This window comes from Lentzea sp. NPDC051213 (genome assembly GCF_044455585.1).
Lineage (GTDB): Bacteria > Actinomycetota > Actinomycetes > Mycobacteriales > Pseudonocardiaceae > Lentzea.
Window position 1 is genome coordinate 634,441 of the sequence record NZ_JBITEX010000007.1, and the last position, 15,213, is coordinate 649,653.

The window sequence follows — 15,213 nt, forward strand, 5'->3', positions numbered from 1 at the left end:
CATGGCCGCCCTGTCGACTCAACCTCACTCCCACGGAGCTGTCGTTCCCGTCTCCTCGCGCGCGGAGCACTTCACGTCCTACGACGTGAACGCGTTCGAGGTGCCGGGCGGCCGTGAGGAGATCTGGCGCTTCACGCCTCTCAAGCGTCTTGCCGGTCTGCACTCCGGCGCTGCGGCAACGGGTTCCGCTGCCGTCGAGGTGAACGCAGCTGAAGGTGTCACCGTCGAGACCGTGGGTCGTGACGACTCGCGGCTCGGCACCGCCGGCGTTCCCGGTGACCGCATCGCGGCGCAGGCGTACTCGTCCTTCGTGGACGCGACCGTCGTGACGCTGCCCGGTGACGCGAAGTCCGAGCCCACGACGGTGACCGTCACGGGCGCGGGCGTCGGTTCCGTTGCCTACGGCCACCTCCAGGTCAAGGCCTCGCAGTTCGCCGAGGGCACCGTGATCCTGGACTACCGCGGCTCCGGCGCGTACGCGGAGAACGTCGAGATCCTCGTCGCGGACGGCGCGCACCTCACGGTGATCGCCATCTTCGACTGGGCCGACGACGCCGTGCACGTCTCGCAGCACCACGCGAAGCTCGGTCGTGACGCGACCCTGCGGCACACGGTCGTGACTCTGGGCGGCGACGTCGTCCGGGTCACCCCGGTCGTGCAGTACGCGGGCCGCGGCGGCGACGCGGAGCTGTTCGGTCTGTACTTCGCGGACGCCGGGCAGCACCAGGAGCACCGGCCGTTCATCGACCACGCGCAGGCGAACTGCCGCAGCAACGTCGTCTACAAGGGCGCGTTGCAGGGCGAGGGCGCGCACACCGTGTGGATCGGCGACGTGCTGATCCGCAAGGCGGCCGAGGGCACCGAGACGTTCGAGCTGAACCGGAACCTGATCCTGACCGATGGTGCGCGTGCCGACTCGGTGCCGAACCTGGAGATCGAGACGGGCGAGATCGAGGGTGCGGGCCACGCCAGCGCCACCGGCCGGTTCGACGACGAGCAGCTCTTCTACCTGCAGGCGCGCGGTATCCCGGAAGAGCAGGCACGACGTCTCGTCGTGCGCGGCTTCTTCCAGGAACTGATCGCGAAGATCGCCGTCCCCGAGGTGCGCGAGCGCCTCGAGGCCGCCATCGAGGCAGAGCTCGAGGCGGTCGGCACGTGATCAAGGTGTGTGCACTGTCCGAATTGGACGACCGCAAGCCGTTCCCGGCCAATGTCGACGACGTCGACGTAGTGCTGGTCCGCGACGGTGAGCGGGTGCACGCACTGGCCGATCTTTGCTCGCACGCCGCGGTGTCGTTGAGCGAGGGCGAGATCTCCCGCAAGGGGATCGAATGCTGGTTGCACGGGTCGTGCTTCGACCTGGAGACCGGCAAGCCCTCCTCGCCGCCCGCCACCGAGCCCGTCGACGTCTACGCCGTCGACATCCGTGACGGCGACGTGTTCGTCGACGTCACCGTCACCACGAACTGACTTTGCTCTACCACCAGGAGAACAGCTAGTCATGGCCACCCTTGAGATCAAGGACCTGCACGTCTCGGTCGTCAGCGAGGACGCTCCCAAGGAGATCCTCAAGGGCGTCGACCTGACGATCAAGGCCGGCGAGACCCACGCCATCATGGGCCCCAACGGCTCCGGCAAGTCCACGCTGTCCTACGCCATCGCCGGTCACCCGAAGTACACGATCACCTCGGGCACCGTGACCCTCGACGGCGAGGACGTCCTCGAGATGTCCGTCGACGAGCGCGCCCGCGCCGGCCTCTTCCTCGCGATGCAGTACCCGGTCGAGGTGCCCGGCGTCTCGATGTCGAACTTCCTGCGCACCGCCGCCACCGCCGTCCGCGGCGAGGCCCCTGCCCTGCGGCACTGGGTCAAGGAGGTCAAGGGTGCGATGGCCGACCTCGACATCGACCCGGCGTTCGCCGAGCGTTCGGTGAACGAGGGCTTCTCCGGTGGTGAGAAGAAGCGCCACGAGATCCTGCAGCTGGGCCTGCTCCAGCCGAAGATCGCGATCCTCGACGAGACCGACTCCGGTCTGGACGTCGACGCGCTGCGCGTCGTGTCCGAGGGCGTCAACCGCTACAAGGCCTCCGGTGAGGTCGGCGTCATGCTGATCACGCACTACACCCGGATCCTCAAGTACATCGAGCCGGACTTCGTGCACGTCTTCGCGGGCGGCCGCATCGTCGAGTCCGGTGGCCGTGAGCTGGCCGACCAGCTCGAGGCCGAGGGTTACGTGAAGTACACCGGTTCCAAGGAAGCCGCAGCCCTTTCCTGACGTTGACGGTGTTGGATCTTTTGGGTCGTTGAGAGGAGGCGCTGTGACCACCACCGCAGCCCCGCTGGACGTAGCCGCCCTCCGGGCGGACTTCCCGATCCTGTCTCGCACCGTTCGTGACGGGAAGCGCCTGGTCTACCTGGACTCCGGCGCCACCTCGCAACGCCCGACGCAGGTTCTGGACGCTGAGAAGGCGTTCCTGGAACAGCACAACGCTGCTGTCCACCGGGGCGCCCACCAGCTCGCCGAGGAAGCAACCGACGCCTACGAGGGTGCGCGCCAGCGCATCGCGGACTTCGTCGGTGCCTCGTTCGACGAGCTGGTGTTCACCAAGAACGCCACCGAGGGCTTCAACCTGGTGGCGTACGCGATGGGCAACGCCGCCACCTCGGGTCCCGAGGCCGCGCGCTTCGTCCTGGGTCCCGGCGACGAGATCGTCGTGACCGAGATGGAGCACCACGCGAACCTCGTGCCGTGGCAGCAGCTCGCGCTGCGCACCGGCGCGACGCTGAAGTGGTTCAAGGTCACGCAGGACGGTCGTCTCGACCTGTCCGATGTGGACAGCGTGATCACCCCGCGCACCCGCGTGGTCGCCTTCACGCACCAGTCGAACGTGCTCGGCACGATCAACCCGGTGCACGTGCTGGTCGCGGCAGCCCAACGCGTTGGTGCCTTGACCGTGCTGGACGCGTGCCAGTCGGTTCCGCACAGCCCGGTCGACTTCCACGCGCTGGGCGTCGACTTCGCGTCGTTCTCCGGCCACAAGATGCTCGGCCCGTCCGGCATCGGTGTCCTCTACGGACGCCGCGAGCTGCTGGAGGCGTTGCCCCCCTTCATCACCGGCGGCTCGATGATCGAGCTGGTGAAGATGGAGGGCTCGACGTTCGCACCGCCGCCGCAGCGCTTCGAGGCCGGTTCGCCGATGACGTCCCAGGCCGTCGGCCTGGGTGCCGCTGTCGAGTACCTCTCGGTTGTCGGCATGGAACGGATCCACGCGCACGAGCACGCGCTGACCGTTGCCGCGCTTGAAGGTTTGTCCTCGGTGCGCGGCGTCCGGCTGCTCGGGCCTCAGGACGCGGTCGATCGTGGCGGCGCCGTGCCGTTCGAGATCGAGGGCATCCACCCGCACGACGCCGGCCAGGTCCTCGACAGCCTGGGCATCGCGGTCCGCGTCGGCCACCACTGCGCGTGGCCGCTGCACCGCTGCCTGAACGCCCAGGCCTCGGTGCGCGCGTCGTTCTACCTGTACAACACGCTGGACGAGGTCGACCAGTTGGTCGACGGCGTCCGCGAGGCGCAGAAGTTCTTCGGGGTGGCCTGAGCATGCAGCTCCAGCAGATGTACCAGGAGATCATCCTGGACCACTACAAGAACCCGCACGGCCGAGGCCTGCGCGACCCGTTCGACGCCGAGTCGTTCCAGGTCAACCCGACCTGCGGCGACGAGGTCACGCTGCGGGTCCTGCTGCGCGACGACGTCGTGCAGGACGTCTCGTACGACGGCCAGGGCTGCTCGATCAGCCAGGCGTCCACCTCGGTGTTGACCGACCTCGTCGTGGGTAAGCCCGTGGGCGAGGCGTTCAAGAAGCTGGACGCGTTCGTCGAGCTGATGCAGGGCCGCGGCAAGATCGAGCCCGACGAGGACGTCCTCGAAGACGGCATCGCGTTCGCCGGTGTCGCGAAGTACCCGGCACGCGTGAAGTGCGCGCTGCTGGGCTGGATGGCGTTCAAGGACGCAGTCGCACGAAGCCAGGGAGCAGCATGAGCACGGAAGAGCAGGTCGTCCGCGGAGCCGAGGGCATGCCGGTCTTCGAGCCGCGTGCTGACGTGGCCGCTCTGGACGACGTCGAAGAAGCGATGCGCGACGTGGTGGACCCGGAGCTCGGCATCAACGTGGTCGACCTGGGTCTCGTCTACGACATCCGCGTCGACGAGGAGAACATCGCCACGATCGACATGACGCTGACGTCGGCGGCCTGCCCGCTGACCGACGTCATCGAGGACCAGACCCGCGCGGCCCTGACGGGCGGCGGCCTGGTCGCGGACTTCCGCATCAACTGGGTGTGGATGCCGCCGTGGGGCCCGGAGAAGATCACCGACGACGGCCGCGACCAGTTGCGGGCGCTCGGCTTCACCGTCTGATCCATGCTTGCCGGACGGCGCGCATCCCTCGGGGTGCGCGCCGTTTCTGCTTGTCCGGGGATAGACCGTGCGTGCTCTGGCGTTCTCAGCTATTGGAACGGCGCGCATCCGCCTGGGACCGCGCCGATTTCTTTGGTTCAATAAATGCGTTGCACGGTCCCGCGACCGTCGCATAGCTTGATCCCAACACGACAGACAGAGATCAACCGGAGGAAGACATGCTTGCCAAGGTGGAGCTTGCGGGATGGCGAATTCTCGCCCTCGTCGCCGGCGGTCTGCTGGTGCTGGCGTGGGGCTCCACGCCATGACCTGATCCCCAGGTCATGACCTCGGAGCCGCCCACGGGAAACCTGGGCGGTTTTCTTTTGTGCGCAGTTGATTGCTGTGCCCACATGCCGACGAGCTTTGGAAGCGGAACGGATTCCAAACCCGTTTCCCGAGGGTTCGACTCCTTCCGTCGGTGCTGCACAACTGAATACACGCATGCGATCGTGGTGAACTCGGCGGACACGTCGGTCTTCCAAACCGAAGCAGAGGGTTCGATGCCCTCCGGTCGCTCTGTGTGGATCCAGTGGCGTGACTCAGAAGGTGGGCGGGTAATTCACGCTCAGCAGGGTGCATCGCGGCACCGCCCCCACGCCCACATACATCCAGTATGAGGACGTGGGGGCGGCACCACGATGCACCCGTCTGACCGCGAATTCCCCGGCAACCTTCTGAGCCACACCACTAGCCCAACTGGCAGAGGCACATGGTCGAGGGCCATGACAGTCAGGGTTCGACTCCCTGGATCCGCACCAAACCCCTGTAGCCCAACGGGAGAGGCAACGCGCTCAGAACGCGTCCAGTCCAGGTTCGAATCCTGGTGGGGGTACGGCAACAACAACCACAACTACATCGGGGGACGCGCCGGTGCGCAGACGATCCTTGCAAGATCGCCGTGGAGGGTTCGACACCCTCGTCTTCCACCCGTCCCGTAGCTCAGTCCGGTGAGAGCGTCCGTCTGATACGCGGTAGGTCCCAGGTTCAAATCCTGGCGGGACGACCAACGTCCGTTAGCTCAGTGGGAGAGCATCTGCCTTACAAGCAGAGGGTCCCAGGTTCGAACCCTGGCCGGACGACCAACGTACAAAGGAACCGTGGATCACAGCAGCAGAGCGCTCTCCGGTGCCGGCGCGTTGTTCTTCGACGAGGCGGGTCGCGTCCTGCTCGTCGAGCCCACGTACAAGCCGCACTGGGAGATCCCGGGCGGCGTTATCGAGCGCGGGGAGACTCCGAGCGAGGCCTGCCGCCGTGAGGTCGAGGAAGAACTCGGCCTGATCAGGGAACCCGGCCGCCTGCTCGTCGTCGACTGGGCACCGCGGGACGACGAAGACCGGATCCTGTTCGTGTTCGAAGGAGGTCTGATCACTGGAGATCAGATCCGGCTCCAGGCGGAGGAACTTCGGTCATACGAGTTCGTCACCCCGCAACAGGTAGAGGAACGCCTGATCCCCAGACTCGCCCGCCGCGTCACCGCGGCACTGCAAGCCCAGGAGTCAGGCCAAACCCTCTACCTGGAACACGGAGTCAGCCGACCCGGAACACCTCAGGCATAGACGCGTTCGACGAACGCGGCCAGCTTGTCCTCGGGCAGGTGCCGCGCGAGGTCCGCCTCCGACACCATCCCCACCAGCCGGTGGTTCTCGATCACCGGCAGCCGCCGGATCTGGTGCTCTCCCATGGTCTCCAGCACGTGCTCCACCGGGTCCTCCGCGTCGACCCAGTGAACGTGGCAGCCGAACTCGCCGGCGCGGGTGGTCGCAAGATCCAACCCCTCGGCAACGGCCCTGATCACGATGTCGCGGTCGGTGATGATCCCGCGCAGCCGGTCGTCCCTGCCGCAGATCGGCAGGGAACCGACGTCCAGGTCCCGCATCATGCGGGCGGCCTCGACGAGGCTCGCGTCCTCGTCCACGCACCGCACTCCGGGGTGCATGATCTCGCGCGCTGTGGTCACTACCTCCTCCTTTCCCGCCTGTACTGGAAGCATCCGCCCGCTTAAACCACTCTGCAGGGTGGTCCGCTGAACGGCCTAAACCCTTGCGGGCTCAACAGTCCAAAGTGCTACTCTCAGTGGTCCTACGGTTACGCAGTTGCTATCTCCGGGGGCCGCTATGAGGCTGTTAGCGCAACTGACCGACGATCCGTGGAGCGGCGTTACACCGTCTGTGTACGAGACCGGCCGACTCGTCGCACTCGCCCCGTGGCTCACCGGGCACGATGCCCGGATCCGGTACCTCCTCGACGCCCAGCACCCGGACGGAACGTGGGGTGGTCCCGGCGAATACGCGCTGGTCCCGACGCTGAGTGCGGTCGACGCATTGGGCGGGCACCCTGCTGCCCGCAGAGGTCTCGAAGCGCTGCGCAAGTTGCTCAGCCGGGCGCCGAAGCTGCCGGACACGGTCGCCGTCGAGCTCATCGTGCCCGCGCTGGCCGAACGACTCGGGCTGCGCGCGCCAATCGATCCCCGGCCGCTGCATGCGCTGCGGCGACAACCGCTGCCGGAGAAGCTCTGGCACACCCTGGAGATCTTCGGTCCCCGTCCCGAGGTGGTCACGACCGACGGCATCGTCGCCGCCAGTCCCGCCGCGACCGCGGTCCAGCTCGGCGGCCCCAGACCGGGGCAGAGCCTCGACTACCTCCAGAAAGTCCAGCAACGCCACGGTGGTCCCGTTCCGGCCGGGGTTCCGGTGCCGCTGTTCGAACGCTCCTGGATCATCGTCGCCCTGAAGTCCGCCGGCCTCGACCCGCACGTGCCGGACGCCATGATCGACCACATGCGCGCCGCGTTCACCAGGGACGGCGCGGCCGGCGGGCCAGGTCTTCCCGCCGACGCGGACGACACCGCCACCGCCCTGCACGCGCTCGCGTTGTGCGACAGCCCCGGCGCGACGCACCTGCTCGACCGCTACCGGGAGGCACGCCACTTCGCCTGCTTCCCGGCCGAGCGCACGCCGTCGACCAGCACGAACGCCCATGCGCTGCAGGCGCTCGGCCACGACCGGCCACTCGAGGAGTGGCTGCGCGACATGCAGGAACCGGAGGGCTGCTGGATCGACAAGTGGCACGCCTCGCCCTACTACGCCACCGCGTGCGTGACGAACGCCTTGCGCGGCAACGAAAAGGCCGCCGACTGGGTGCTGCGGACGCAACGTGACGACGGCTCGTGGGGCAGATGGGACGGCACCTACGAGGAAACCGCCTACGCCCTCCGCATCCTCTCGCACTCGAGTCAGGACGTCAGCGCGGCCATGGTCCGCGGCGCGAAGTTCATGCACGCCTGGGGAGAACGCCCGCACCCGCCGCTGTGGCACGACAAAGACCTTTACACCCCAACGAGAATCGTGCAGGCGGAAGGCGTGGCGGCACTGCACCTGGCCTGCGTGGTGAGCCGATGAACCGCACCGAGCTGAGGTTCGCGCTGCGGCTGATCCCGTTCCTGGACTCGGTCGAGGGCTTCGAGGACGGCCTGGTCAAGCTCAGGGACAAGCGCTGGCTCGTCTGGCACCCGGACGTGATGGCCGCGCTGTTCCGCCACGACCGCGAGCTGCGGCATCCACCGAGCCGGACGCTGAGCCCGTTGCTGGGCAACCGTTCCGTGCTGTGGCTCGACGGCGCCGAGCACACCGCGTACCGCCGCACGCTCGCACCTTTGTTGCGCGGCACCAGATATCAGGCGCTGATCGACGAGATGGTCGAGCGTTCGCTCGCCGAGCTGCCCACCGGTGACGCGGTCGGACTCGCCGCGTGGACCAGGAAGCTGACGCTGCGCATCATCGGCCGCATCGTGTTCGGGGTGGACGACGACGAGTTGCTGACCGCGTTCACCCGCTGGTTGGACCGGCGCCTGGGCAGCCGCGTCCGCACCCTCGCGCACCGCTACCTCGCGCACGGCACCACCCGGTTCGACCCGCACCTCGACCGATTGTTGTTGCACCGCGCCGAAACCGCCGAACCACCCGCGCTCGCCGCCTTCCTGCCGCCGGAGGACCTGCGCGACCAGGTGGTGTCGCTGCTGTTCGCGGGCCACGAGACGACCGCCTCCGCCACGGCCTGGACGGTGTACTGGATCGACCAGACCCCTGGCCTGGCCGAACGGATCCTCACCGACGAAGCCCTGCTCGACGCCACGATCTGGGAGTCGCTGCGGCTGTGCCCGCCCGCGACGCTCGCCGGCAACCGGATGAGCGATGACGGCATGGTGATCACCCCGAGCATCTACCTCGCGCACCGCCGTGCCGCGACCTACGAGAATCCGCACTCGTTCGACCCGGAGAGGTTCCTCGGTGCGCCACCACAACCGGGCGGCTTCTTCCCGTTCGGCGGGGGAGTGCGGCACTGCCCCGGCAAGGACCTCGCGCTCCTGGAGATCCGGATGATCGTCACCGCCCTGCTGCGGCACCGGCGCATCATGCTGAACGCACCCAGGTCCTGCACACCCCAGTTGCGCGGTGCCGCGATGGCGCCGCCGCCGAGCCTCGCGATGGTGGCCACGTGTCGCCGTTGATCTCCATCCACCGGCTGGAGCATCCGCTGGGCATGCACTACGCGTGCTGCGCGGCGTGGGGTGCCTCCTACGGAACGAAGTTCGACCTCGCCGTGGTACTCGTCGTGCTCGCGAACTTCGTGATGATCGTCGCAGCCAACGTGCTCAACGCGTACGCCGATGTCCGCAACGATCTCGCCACCGCGGGGAAACGGCGCGTCGCCACCGCGGTACTGGAGGTCGGCGACCATCGGGTACTGCAACTCGCGATCATCGAGATGATCGTCGCACTGGCGCTGGCCGCCGCGGTCTCCTGGCGTGCGGTGGCGGGCATCGGGCTGATGATCCTGCTGTACCTGGCGTACAACCTCGAACCGGTGCGGCTCAAGCGTCGCGGGTATGCGGGCCCGGTGGTCATGGGTGTCGCCGCGTGGCTGCTGCCGAGCGTGACCGCCTACGCGGCGGCCGGGGGGCGTGCCAACCCGGCCGTCTGGCTCGTGTTCACCGGTGTCACCGCGCTCGCTGTCGGCCGCGGGCTGTGGTGGGCTGTGCCCGACCGGGAGGGGGATGCCGCAGCCGGCTCGATCACACCGACCGTCCGCGACGGCGTCCGGCACGCGGTCGACGCGGCCACCCAGTTCACGGTTGCCGGTCTGCTACTGGTCGGCGGTGGGCTGTGGCTGCGATTCGGCCTGGACTGGGCGATCGTCGGGGTCACGGCGATCGGGGCATTCCTGCTTGTCCGCCGACTGCCCACCACCCGGCAGATGTTGCGCTACGGCTTTCCGATCGCGGTGGGCGGCACCGTGGTACTCGCCGCCATCCCGTTGCTGGCCCAGCGCTAACGCTTCCTTCCCAGCCCGCCCAGGCCCGGGAAGTGCTCGGGGTTGAGGTCCTGCTCGTCCTCGCCGAGCTCCCACAGAGGCAGTGGCACGACGCCGGAACCCAGAACCTCCAGGCCGTCGAAGAACGACACGATCTGGTCCCGGTCGCGGTAGGCGAACTGTGGCACCGGATCCGTGTACATGGAGCTGAAGAGTCCCACTGCGGACTGCAACGGGTCACGGAACGTGTGCGACAGCCCGAGGTAGCTGCCCGGCGCCAGCGCGTCCATGTAGGTGCGCAGAACCTTGTGCGGTTCCTTCTCGTCGGACACGAAGTGCAGCACGTCCACGACCAGCACGGCGACCGGCAGCGTGAGGTCCAGAGTCTCGCGCACTTCGGCCGACTCCAGCACCTTCGCGGGCTCGCAGAAGTCAGCGCACAGGTAGGCGACCCCGTCGACGCCGGCGATGATGTCCCGGCTCATCGCCGCGACCGACGAGTCGATGTCGGTGTAGACCACCTCGGCGTCGGGCGCGGCCAGGTGCACGTTGCCCGCGGTGGGCAGACCCGAGCCCAGATCCAGGAACTGGTGCACGCCGAGATGGGCGAGCTTGCGGACCATCCGTCGCAAGAACGCCCGGTGGGTGCGCACCAGGTAAGGCAGGTGAGGTGAAGCGGAGACGAAATGTGCGGCCTGCTGCTGGTCGGCCTCTGTGTTGTGGGTGCCACCGAGCCAGTAGTCCCTGACTCGGGCGGTGTTGGGTTGGTCCGGACCGTTCACTCCCGGTGCCCAGATGGGGGTGGCCACGGAGACTAACTACCGGATTCAGGCTTGGAGGCACACCAAGCCGGCCCGAGAAGTACCCGATCGAGTGAAGATCATCTATCAGACCGGAGAAGTCTGGGCCACCAGGAACCCCACGACGTCGTCCAGCCTCCCGCGGCGCGCGAACGCCCTGCGCTGCCTCGCCGCACCCGTGCCGTCGAGCAGCAACCGGTCGACGCCGTCCCGGACCATCTCGTGGTCACCGGCCAGTTCCAGCGCGGGCCGCACCCACCGCAGCAACGACGCCGCGATCGACGAGGCGGGGGTCGGCGAGCCGGTCACCGGGTCGATCCCGAAACCCTCCAGGCCGTCCCGCGCGGCACGCCACATCGCGACCTTCAGCAGGTGCGGTGGGACGTTCACCGGTGTCGCACCGGAACTCAGTGCGGTGGCGGCGATCGCGCGCACCAGAGCGGCCATCAGGACCGCTTCCTCGACCGTCGGCGCGACGTCCGAAACCCGCAGTTCGAGCGTCGGGTGGTGGGCGGACAACCGGATGTCCCAGTAGAGCATCCCGGCATCCATCGCCGCGCCGCTCGCGACGATCTCCTCCCGTGCCTCGTAGTACTCCGCCGCGGAGTCGAAATGCGGCGGCGCACCCGAAGTGGGCCAACGATTCCAGACGACGTAGCGCCAACTCGCGTAGCCCGTGTCACCGTCGAGCCAGTACGGCGAGTTCGCGCCCAGTGCCAGCAACGTCGGCAACCACGGCCGCAGGTGGTTGCTCACGAAGATCTTCGACTCGTCGTCGGGCAACCCGATGTGCACGTGACAACCGCAGATCGCCAGGTCGTTGGTCAGCGCGCCCATCTCCTGCGCCATCCGGTGGTAGCGCGGGGAGTTCGTCAACGGCGTCGGCATCGTGAGGCCCAGCAAGGGTGTTCCGGTCGCGACCAGCCGGGCGTCGTGCCGCGCCGCCCGCTCGATCAACGCCCGGCGCGCCACGGCGAGCTCGTCGCGCAACTCGCTCATGTCGGTGCAGATGCCACTGGCCGATTCCACCTGGTACTGCGCGATTTCCTGCTGCAGGTCGACCTGGTAGCGGTCGGCGCCGGCGAGCACCTCGTTGGCACGATTGGCCAAATGCCCCGTCGATGCTTCCACGAGAACGAATTCTTCTTCCACCCCAACGGTGAGGAGGCCGTCCATGCTCGTGCGTTGCGCGGGTACCGATTGAGTTCTGCTGCCGACCTGCACGCCGAACCTCCTGTGCGCTGAGTAGCGCGATCGATGCTATGAGTGATCAGCTCGTCGCACAGGAGGCGTTCGGTTGTACTTGTTAACTCACCGCGCGTTGCTCGGCACCACGCAGCACATCGCGTCGTTCGCTGCCCGGACGTCCCATGACCCAGCTCGACCCGGCAAGCGACTTCGCGTGTTCCTTCACTGGTGCCAGCAACCGCGACACCTCGCGATACGACCCCACTGACCCCGCGGCACAGATAAGGGTCGCAAGAGAGAGGGTGATGTGTCGTCCCTCCGCCGTGTACGGCTTGTCGAGCAAACGGGCGGACAACGGCACCGTCTCGTCGAGCCCCGCCAGGATCAGGAAGTCGTCACCGCCGACGTGCCCGACCTGCACGCCGGGGAACGCGTTCGCGAGATCCGCCAGGTCGTGCCCGATCTCGCGGATCAGATCGTCGCCCGCCGCGAACCCCACGGTGTCGTTGACCTGCTTGAAGCTGTCGACGTCCAGCCACGACACCGCGAAGATCTCGCCGACGCCGATCCGCCGGTCGACCTCCCTGGACAGGGCGTCACTGCCCGGCAGCCGCGTGAGCGGGGAGAGCGCGGCCGCCTGCTCCACCTTCAGCTCGGCCACACCACGCACGACATCCGCAACGCGCACAACACCCATGCACCGCTCGTTGTGGTCGACGACGATGAGGTCGTCGTTGGTGCGCTCACGGTTCGCGTGTGCCACCACGTCGAGCAGTTCGAGCGCCGACGATTCGGTGCCGATGATGTGCGGCTTGTCCGCGAGCCGCGCCGCCTCGCGCTTGGCGTGCAACGCGTGCCCGTACGGCCCGGTCACCGCCAGCAGGAACCGGTTGCGGTCGACCGACCACTTCGGCCTGCCCTCGTCGTCGACGAGCACCACACCGGTGACCGTCGGCTGCGACGCCAGCACCTCACGCACCTCTTCGCTGGTGGCGTGCTCCGCCAACGTCGTCGCGGGGTGCAGGAAGTCCGTGACGCGCGGGCCGCTGCTCCGGCGGATCTCCCCGGTCTGCGTGACGGCTTCCGGCGTGATGCGAGCGTTCACCGCCGGCCTTCGCTGCGGAGGCGCGAGCAGGTTCCCCTGCGCGTGCCCCACTCCGATCTTCCGCAGAACGGTCAGGTGCGCCTCGGTCTCCACGCCCTCCGCAACGACCTGACCACCCGTGTACTCACCGAGATGCACCAACGACCGCACCAGCGCACACCGCGCGGGGTCGTCGGGCAGCGTGCTCACGATCTCGCGGTCGAGCTTGATGAAGTCCGGAGCCGCGCTGGTCAGCAGCCCGAGCGGCACGTCCCCTTCGCCCACGCAGTCGAGCGCGATGCGGAAACCGTTGTTCCGCAACGTCTGCATACCGCGCGCGCCAGCCGGCCGCGGTTGGCCCGCGAGTACGGCTCGCCGACCTCGATGACGACGCTGTCCGGGGAACGGCCCGCGTCCCTGAGCGCGCCGTACAGCGGGCTCATGACCTCGGGCTTGTCCGCGACCGTGATCGCGAGAAGGTTGACGTGCAACGGCAGTATCAGGTCGAAGTCGGCCGCGGCGCGGACGGCGCGGCAGGCGAGTCCGATGTCGGCGTTCGCCAGCAGGCCGGCGCGGAAGGCGGCCTGGAGCAGATCCTGCACGCTGCCGTCGTGCGGCCGGGCCAGAGCCTCCACCGCGACGACGCCCCCGGTGTTCAGGTTGAACAGCGGCTGGAAGGCGAACCGGACGTCATCCAGTAAGGCGGGCACGTCTCAGATCGTGCAGGCGCGAACGACCAGCTCCAAGTGGGTTCACCAGGTGTTCATCATCTTGGCGCGAAGGCGCCACGGTGCCGCGCGGAACAGTTTCGTCATCGCTTCCGACGTACCGCGTACGTCCTCCCGGCCGGACAGGTAGGCGCGCTGCAACTCGGCGGGAAGCCGGAAGAACAGCTCGAAGAAGTCCCTGGTCTCGTCGGCGTCCATGCGGAGCAACGCCTCCAGGCCCAACCTCCTCAGGGCGTGCACGATCAGGGCCTTGCGGGACCAGATGACGTGCTTCGGGTGCTCGCCGGCCCTGACGGCTTGAGCGACCTTCGGGGCGAGCGCGAGAGAGGTGGCGACGCTGTAGCCGGTGGCGGGGTGGATGAAGCCGGCCGCCGCCCCGAACGCGAGGCCCTCGGCTCGCGGTGCGTCGAGGGGGAAGCGGACGCGTTCCTCTTGTGCGCCGGGCGCCAACCGGGCGTGGAGTCTGTGCCGGAGTTCGCTCAGCGGCATGCCGGGGCGGGCGGCCAGACAGGTCTCCTCGACCAGCACGGCGCCGCCGCCGAGCGGGACCGTGTAGAGGAACGTGTCGCCGCCGCGCCAGTCCATCAACGTGGTCTCGGTGCTGTCCGACTCGATGACGACTCCCACGGCCGTTTGCTCCGCACGACCTTTGCGCGCGCCGGTGGCGTTGAACGTGTAGCGCGCGGGTGCTGGCTCGTGGAGGACCGTCACCTCGCTGGGCAGTTCGTGGAGGCGTGCGTTGTCCAGCACGACGTAGGTGCGTGGAATCAGGTGCTCCTCGCGCGCGTACGCGCGAACAGTCGTGCTGACGGCCTTGGTGGGGGTGCCCGGCGGGAGCTCGTCGGCCCACGCGCCGTAGGTCGCGGTCCACACGCGGTGGGGGTGACGGTCGACGAGCGCCGTGTCGAGGCCCTCCTGCGCGCAGGCACGGGCCAGGGCGCGGCCGGCCGGGCCGCCTCCGATCACCAGTACGTCGAGCACGGGGTCCATGATTGACGGTGTGGCCAAGACCTACCGTTCGCACCTCGTCCGTCGCATCGGCAACGTCGTCATCACCGGCGCCGTGAAGCTCGGTGTCGCGCCCTCCCACTACGTGCTGCTGTCGACCCGCGGCCGGCGCAGTGGGCTGGAGCGGACGATTCCCATCCGGCTCATGCAGCACGACGGGCAGGAGTGGCTCGTGTCGCCGTACGGCATCCGCGACTGGGTGCACAACGCACGGGCGGCCGGCGAGGTGGTCGTGCGAAGGGGACGCAGGTCACGTCAGGTTCGTTTGACGGAGGTTTCCGCGGCCGTTGCGGCGCCGGTGCTGGCCGCTTACGTGCAGAAGGAGCCGGTGACTAGGCCTTTCTTCGACGCACGCGTCGGTGACCCGGTCTCGGCGTTCGAAGCCGAGGCTGACCGGCATCCGGTCTTCCAGGTGTCGAACGCGCAGGTCAACGGCGGTTCTGACGCTTAGGTGACCCCCCGATTTGGAGATCAAAACACCCCCGTGTAATGTTCTCCAAGTCAGAGCGACACGGGCCGGAAACAAGTCGGAACGAGCCTGGCAACACAAGCCCCGGAAGTAAGTCAGCGAAAAGCTGATGTGACTGCGGTGTGCGCGTGTTCTTTGAGAACTCAACAGCGTGCCGATAACACAGCC

16 protein-coding genes, 4 tRNA genes and 1 pseudogene are annotated in these 15,213 nt (G+C 68.0%); 15 read left to right on the plus strand and 6 right to left on the minus strand.

The genetic code is table 11. The annotated features are described in order from the left end of the window. Position 1 precedes the first annotated feature (1 nt). The 11 genes from sufD (at position 2) to ACIA8G_RS31655 (ending at position 6,014) form a co-directional block, all read left to right on the plus strand. On the plus strand, positions 2-1,159 hold the full coding sequence (gene sufD / locus ACIA8G_RS31605) for a Fe-S cluster assembly protein SufD (RefSeq protein ID WP_396422327.1): 1,158 nt from the start codon (positions 2-4) through the stop codon (positions 1,157-1,159). Continuing rightward, entirely contained in the window at positions 1,156-1,470 is a 315-nt protein-coding gene (locus ACIA8G_RS31610; RefSeq protein WP_396422328.1) for a non-heme iron oxygenase ferredoxin subunit, read from the plus strand. Before sufD ends, ACIA8G_RS31610 begins: the two co-directional genes overlap by 4 nt. A 31-nt stretch (positions 1,471-1,501) precedes the next feature. Then, positions 1,502-2,275 carry a Fe-S cluster assembly ATPase SufC gene (sufC, locus tag ACIA8G_RS31615; protein WP_396422329.1) on the plus strand — a complete coding sequence of 258 codons (774 nt, stop codon included), beginning with the start codon at positions 1,502-1,504 and terminating at the stop codon, positions 2,273-2,275. 43 nt (positions 2,276-2,318) lie between these two features. Then, positions 2,319-3,596, plus strand: a complete 1,278-nt coding sequence (locus tag ACIA8G_RS31620) for a cysteine desulfurase (RefSeq protein WP_396422330.1) — start codon at positions 2,319-2,321, stop codon at positions 3,594-3,596. Positions 3,597-3,598: 2 nt separating this feature from the next. Then, complete coding sequence (sufU, locus tag ACIA8G_RS31625) at positions 3,599-4,039, plus strand: Fe-S cluster assembly sulfur transfer protein SufU (protein ID WP_396422331.1); 441 nt, start codon at positions 3,599-3,601, stop codon at positions 4,037-4,039. Positions 4,040-4,074: 35 nt separating this feature from the next. Further along, the gene (locus ACIA8G_RS31630) at positions 4,075-4,416 is read left to right on the plus strand and encodes a metal-sulfur cluster assembly factor (RefSeq protein WP_396422369.1); all 342 of its coding nucleotides are present in this window, start codon (positions 4,075-4,077) and stop codon (positions 4,414-4,416) included. 485 nt (positions 4,417-4,901) lie between these two features. Next, positions 4,902-4,974, plus strand: a tRNA-Gly gene (locus tag ACIA8G_RS31635). Between the two features lie 243 nt (positions 4,975-5,217). After that, a tRNA-Leu gene (locus ACIA8G_RS31640) sits at positions 5,218-5,290 on the plus strand. Positions 5,291-5,386: 96 nt separating this feature from the next. Beyond that, positions 5,387-5,464 (plus strand) — tRNA-Ile (locus ACIA8G_RS31645). A gap of 1 nt (position 5,465) precedes the next feature. Further along, positions 5,466-5,540: transfer RNA gene (locus ACIA8G_RS31650), tRNA-Val, on the plus strand. A gap of 15 nt (positions 5,541-5,555) precedes the next feature. Next, positions 5,556-6,014 (plus strand): NUDIX domain-containing protein, encoded by a 459-nt coding sequence (locus tag ACIA8G_RS31655; RefSeq protein ID WP_396422332.1) that lies wholly within the window; start codon positions 5,556-5,558, stop codon positions 6,012-6,014. Here the strand turns inward: ACIA8G_RS31655 and ACIA8G_RS31660 are convergent. Further along, the gene (locus tag ACIA8G_RS31660) at positions 6,005-6,415 is read right to left on the minus strand and encodes a CBS domain-containing protein (protein ID WP_396422333.1); all 411 of its coding nucleotides are present in this window, start codon (positions 6,413-6,415) and stop codon (positions 6,005-6,007) included. The two genes, ACIA8G_RS31655 and ACIA8G_RS31660, sit on opposite strands and share 10 nt — an antisense overlap. Positions 6,416-6,572: 157 nt before the next feature. On the opposite strand from ACIA8G_RS31660, the gene ACIA8G_RS31665 reads away from it, so the two are divergent. From ACIA8G_RS31665 to ACIA8G_RS31675, 3 genes are read left to right on the plus strand one after another with little or no spacing between them, the layout of a single operon-like run. Then, a complete protein-coding gene (locus ACIA8G_RS31665) occupies positions 6,573-7,856 on the plus strand; it encodes a prenyltransferase/squalene oxidase repeat-containing protein (RefSeq protein ID WP_396422334.1) in 1,284 nt (427 codons plus the stop codon). Then, positions 7,853-8,965 (plus strand): cytochrome P450, encoded by a 1,113-nt coding sequence (locus tag ACIA8G_RS31670; RefSeq protein WP_396422335.1) that lies wholly within the window; start codon positions 7,853-7,855, stop codon positions 8,963-8,965. The genes ACIA8G_RS31665 and ACIA8G_RS31670 overlap by 4 nt, the downstream gene beginning before the upstream one ends. After that, on the plus strand, positions 8,953-9,789 hold the full coding sequence (locus ACIA8G_RS31675) for a UbiA family prenyltransferase (protein ID WP_396422336.1): 837 nt from the start codon (positions 8,953-8,955) through the stop codon (positions 9,787-9,789). Before ACIA8G_RS31670 ends, ACIA8G_RS31675 begins: the two co-directional genes overlap by 13 nt. On the opposite strand, the gene ACIA8G_RS31680 is transcribed toward ACIA8G_RS31675, so the two are convergent. From ACIA8G_RS31680 to ACIA8G_RS31700, 5 genes and pseudogenes are all read right to left on the minus strand, one after another. Next, complete coding sequence (locus ACIA8G_RS31680) at positions 9,786-10,577, minus strand: SAM-dependent methyltransferase (protein ID WP_396422337.1); 792 nt, start codon at positions 10,575-10,577, stop codon at positions 9,786-9,788. The genes ACIA8G_RS31675 and ACIA8G_RS31680 overlap by 4 nt on opposite strands. Positions 10,578-10,655: 78 nt before the next feature. Further along, a complete protein-coding gene (locus tag ACIA8G_RS31685) occupies positions 10,656-11,744 on the minus strand; it encodes a glutamate--cysteine ligase (protein WP_396422338.1) in 1,089 nt (362 codons plus the stop codon). A 130-nt stretch (positions 11,745-11,874) separates the two neighbouring features. Further along, positions 11,875-12,453: a diguanylate cyclase domain-containing protein gene (locus tag ACIA8G_RS31690; protein WP_396422370.1), complete on the minus strand. Its 579-nt coding sequence runs from the start codon at positions 12,451-12,453 to the stop codon at positions 11,875-11,877. A gap of 483 nt (positions 12,454-12,936) precedes the next feature. After that, positions 12,937-13,550 (minus strand): annotated as a pseudogene (locus ACIA8G_RS31695) (EAL domain-containing protein); the annotation flags it as partial. A 42-nt stretch (positions 13,551-13,592) separates the two neighbouring features. Then, entirely contained in the window at positions 13,593-14,549 is a 957-nt protein-coding gene (locus ACIA8G_RS31700) for a lycopene cyclase family protein (protein ID WP_396422339.1), read from the minus strand. Positions 14,550-14,568: 19 nt separating this feature from the next. On the opposite strand from ACIA8G_RS31700, the gene ACIA8G_RS31705 reads away from it, so the two are divergent. Beyond that, positions 14,569-15,027, plus strand: coding sequence for a nitroreductase family deazaflavin-dependent oxidoreductase (locus ACIA8G_RS31705; protein WP_396422340.1), 459 nt, complete (start codon positions 14,569-14,571; stop codon positions 15,025-15,027). Positions 15,028-15,213 lie beyond the last annotated feature (186 nt).

Coding starts and splice junctions, on each gene's coding strand:
- ACIA8G_RS31670 (WP_396422335.1), top strand. CDS start 7,853: ATGAACCGCACCGAGCTGAGGTTCGCGCTGCGGCTGATCCCGTTCCTG.
- sufC (WP_396422329.1), top strand. CDS start 1,502: ATGGCCACCCTTGAGATCAAGGACCTGCACGTCTCGGTCGTCAGCGAG.
- ACIA8G_RS31665 (WP_396422334.1), top strand. CDS start 6,573: ATGAGGCTGTTAGCGCAACTGACCGACGATCCGTGGAGCGGCGTTACA.
- ACIA8G_RS31690 (WP_396422370.1), bottom strand. CDS start 12,453: ATGGGTGTTGTGCGCGTTGCGGATGTCGTGCGTGGTGTGGCCGAGCTG.
- sufU (WP_396422331.1), top strand. CDS start 3,599: ATGCAGCTCCAGCAGATGTACCAGGAGATCATCCTGGACCACTACAAG.
- ACIA8G_RS31685 (WP_396422338.1), bottom strand. CDS start 11,744: ATGGACGGCCTCCTCACCGTTGGGGTGGAAGAAGAATTCGTTCTCGTG.
- ACIA8G_RS31630 (WP_396422369.1), top strand. CDS start 4,075: ATGCCGGTCTTCGAGCCGCGTGCTGACGTGGCCGCTCTGGACGACGTC.
- sufD (WP_396422327.1), top strand. CDS start 2: ATGGCCGCCCTGTCGACTCAACCTCACTCCCACGGAGCTGTCGTTCCC.